This is a genomic window from Blautia sp. ZXY-1-B12 (assembly GCF_056339915.1).
In genome coordinates this window covers 1-3,892 of sequence record NZ_JBWJVP010000022.1, presented here as the reverse complement: position 1 = coordinate 3,892, position 3,892 = coordinate 1, and the positions used below count along the sequence as shown (strand labels likewise).

Genomic DNA, 3,892 nt, shown 5'->3' with positions numbered 1-3,892 from the left:
AGAAGCTTCAGAATAATATCAAATCTCTGTTCTGTAAGCATGTACCCCTGCCTCCATTGTATATTTGCTTTGATTGTTTACTTCTGATTATTTTCTCCGATATCTACGAATTGCTCCGCTGCTTCGTAGCTCCCGCAACTCTAGACAAACATTCGGAATCCGCAGATTTACTTCGTAAATCGCTATCTTCCTCATGTTTTTAGCGGGTCCCAAGTTCAAAAGTCTTATCGTGCAAGCACGAACCACTTTCTGCAACCTTTTGACCCCTGATATCTCATTATAACAAGAAACAGGAGATGAATGCATCATCTCCTGTCTGTCAGTTTCTTATATTTAATTCTATGAATTACAGGTTCTCCTGCATGAATTTGCTTACTGCTTCATATGCTGCTTCTTCATCAGCGCCTTCGATTGTGAATGTTACTTCATGACCTTTCTTAACGCCAAGTCCCATCAGTGCAAGAAGTTTTCTGCAGTCTACTTTTTTACCTTCTTTTTCAATAGAGATTGTTGACTCAAATCCCTTTACCAGTTTTACAAGTTCTCCTGCAGGACGTGCGTGGATTCCTTCGTTGTCTGTAACTACATACTTAAATTCTTTCATTTTGATATCCTCCATGTTCTTTATTTTAATTTTTTGTTATTGCTTTTTTATTTCGCTGCTTATGCTGCTTTCTTCTTTAACAGACCAAGCAGAACCGCAGAGATTACTGTTCCCGCAACCAGTGCAACCAGGTACATAACTGCGTTTCCAACCACAGGGAATACGAAAATTCCACCGTGTGGTGCCATCAGTGTACAGTCGAATGCCATGGAAATCGCTCCTGCCACCGCAGATCCTACGATACAGGAAGGAAGTACACGAAGGGGGTCAGATGCTGCGAATGGAATCGCACCTTCTGTGATAAATGCAAGACCCATGATAAAGTTGGTAGGACCTGCATCTCTCTCTTCTTTTGTGAACTTATCCTTAAACAGCAGTGTTGCCAGTGCAATTGCACAGGGAGGTGTCATACCGCCAATCATAACTGCTGCCATAATATCATAGTTACCTGCTGCAATTGCAGCTGTTCCGAATACATATGCTGCTTTGTTGAACGGACCACCCATATCAATAGCCATCATTCCGCCAAGCACAATGCCAAGTATTACTTTACTAGAACTTCCCATTCCTGTCAAGGCATTATTCAGACCTGTGTTGATACCGCCCATAACCGGCTCTACAATAAATGTCATCAGGAGTCCCATAACAAGGATTCCAACTACAGGATAGATTAAAACAGGAGCGATCTTTTCCAGGGCTTCCGGAAGTTTATCACATAATTTACGAAGTCCAAGAATAATATATCCGGCTGCAAAGCCTGCAAGCAAAGCTCCAAGGAAACCAGATTTACCGTTGGCTGCCATCATACCGCCTACCAGACCAAGTGCAAGTGCCGGTCTGTCACCGATTGCCATTGCAATAAATCCGGCAAGGATCGGAAGCATAAATCCGAATGCTGTACCACCGATGCCTTTAAACAGAGCCGCTACCGGAGTAATGGTACCGAAGTTTGCTCTCTGATCTGCCGGAAGCGCACTTAAATCTACACTTAATCCATCGATCAGGAACGCAATGGCGATCAGGATACCACCGCCTACAACCAACGGAAGCATATGAGATACGCCATTCATCAGCTGCATATAGATCTTATGTCCTACACTGCCGCCGGATTTGTTACCGGCAGAAGATGTCTGGGAACCGGCTGCTGCGTGGTAGACCGGTGCATCCCCATTGATTGCTCTGTCAATGAGCTGATCTGCTTTACTGATTCCGTCGGATACCTGACATTCGATCACTTTTTTACCATCGAAACGTTCCATGGGAACTTTGGCATCTGCTGCGACAATAATACAGTCTGCATCAGCAATTTCCTGATCTGTCAGCACATTCTTTGCACCACCGGATCCACGGGTTTCAATCTTCACAAAACAGTTCTTTGCTTTTGCAGCTTTTTCAATTCCTTCTGCTGCCATGTACGTATGTGCGATACCGGTAGGACAGGGAATGTAACACAAGATCTTCGCTGTGTTCCTTCTGCTGATCCGGTATCTGCCAGTCTTCTCTATCAATATCCTTCTTTTCACTGTCTGCCCTGTCAATAATGTCCATAAACTCATCTACAGAAGATGCATTGCGGAGAGATTCTGTAAACTCCTCATCCATCAGCATCACAGAGAGCTTACTGAGTACATCCAGGTGAATGTTATCCTCTGTATTCGGTGCTGCGATCAGGAATAATAAGGTTACAGGTTCGTCATCCAGTGCTTCAAACTCTACACCATTTTTGATGACCATTGCCGCAAGCCCCGGCTTCTTAACTGCATCACATTTACCATGAGGAATGGCAATTCCCTCGCCAATACCTGTCGTGCTCTCTTCTTCTCTTAAATATACCTGTTTACGATAAGCCTCACGATCGCTGATCTTCTCACTCTTTACCATCAGATCAACTGCCATATCCAGAGTTTCTGACTTTGTTTTCGGAGCAGCTGTCAGCGATACGCTTCGTCTGTCAAGCAGATCTGTTATTCTCATCTTTTCTTCCCCCTTTATTATTTTCCGGTTATCTGACCATAAACCGCTTCTATTTCTTCCTTTGTTGCAAGATTTTCAGAAAATGCACTTGCACTTCCTGCTGCAATTCCCATGTGGAATGCATGTTCGTAATCCTTCTTCTCCATCCAGCCTGCAACGAATCCTGCTACCATGGAATCTCCTGCACCCACACCATTTACCAGCCTGCCTTTTGGTGCAGGTTCTTCAAATACCTGTCCATCCTCTGCTACCAGAACTGCACCTTCGCCGGCCATGGAGATCAGCACATTTCTTGCACCTTTTTCCTGAAGTTTCTTTCCATAAGGAATTACATCTTTTCTTGTTTTTAATTCTACACCGAAGATCTCGCCCAGTTCATGATTATTTGGTTTTACAAGGAACGGATGATATTTCAGGACATTGACCAGAAGATCCTTTGTGGCATCAACTACGATCATCACACCTTTTCCATCCAGCCTTGCCATGATCTGTTCATACATGTCATCCGGCATAGAAGATGGAATGCTTCCTGCCAGAAAAAGTACATCGCCTTCTCCAAGCTCTTCCAGTTTCTTCATCAGTTCCTCTACTTTATCCTTGCTGATCACCGGTCCTGCACCATTGATCTCGGTTCCGTCAATAGATTTCAGTTTCAGATCTGATCCTTGAAACCCCTTCACTGATCTGAATGAACTCAGATTTCACTCCCATCTCATGTAATCTACGGATAATTTCTTTCCCTACAAACCCTGCGGTAAATCCAAGTGCAGTGTTCTCAATCCCAAGGTTCATAAGGACTGTGGAAACATTAATTCCCTTTCCCCCCGGAAGCATCAGCTCTGAACTTGTTCTGTTTGTCAGCCCCAGTTTAAAATCATCTACCGAAACGATATAGTCCAGAGATGGATTAAAAGTCACTGTGTAAATCATCTCTTCTTTCCCTCCCGTTTTATATTGGTATCCTTTCGGAGTCTTTATTTCACTTGCACCAAAAGATTCCAAAAGTACATATTGTCATGTCTTTTCTGCATGTTCGTGACTGTTTTTTGTTTACGTTCTTAGTATACTGTCATATTCATTCAAAGTCAATCAAACTAATTCATAAAAATAATGACTGATTTTGGTTTACTTTGCACAAAAAAGTCATAATCAGTCAAATGTAAGCAAAAAAATCCTCTGATCAGGATTGCTATAAATTCCATGATCAGAGGATTTACTGTTTTCTGTTATTTTATTACTTTTGATTCCTTACATTTTATGCTTTTCTGCTGCAAAGAACGCTTTTGTTTCTTTTACGATCACTCCACTTAATGC

The 3,892-nt window shown here is 42.7% G+C and carries 1 protein-coding gene and 2 pseudogenes; all 3 read right to left on the bottom strand.

Annotation, left to right across the window (positions count from 1 at the left end; translation table 11 throughout):
* Nucleotides 1-346 precede the first annotated feature (346 nt).
* The 3 genes and pseudogenes from AC075L_RS01520 to pfkB all read right to left on the bottom strand — a co-directional run bounded on the left by AC075L_RS01520 (nt 347) and on the right by pfkB (nt 3,508).
* A complete protein-coding gene (locus tag AC075L_RS01520) occupies nt 347-604 on the bottom strand; it encodes an HPr family phosphocarrier protein (protein ID WP_019162036.1) in 258 nt (85 codons plus the stop codon).
* 59 nt (nt 605-663) lie between these two features.
* Nucleotides 664-2,578: pseudogene (locus AC075L_RS01515) on the bottom strand (PTS fructose transporter subunit IIABC).
* A 17-nt stretch (nt 2,579-2,595) separates the two neighbouring features.
* Nucleotides 2,596-3,508 (bottom strand): annotated as a pseudogene (gene pfkB / locus AC075L_RS01510) (1-phosphofructokinase).
* Nucleotides 3,509-3,892 lie beyond the last annotated feature (384 nt).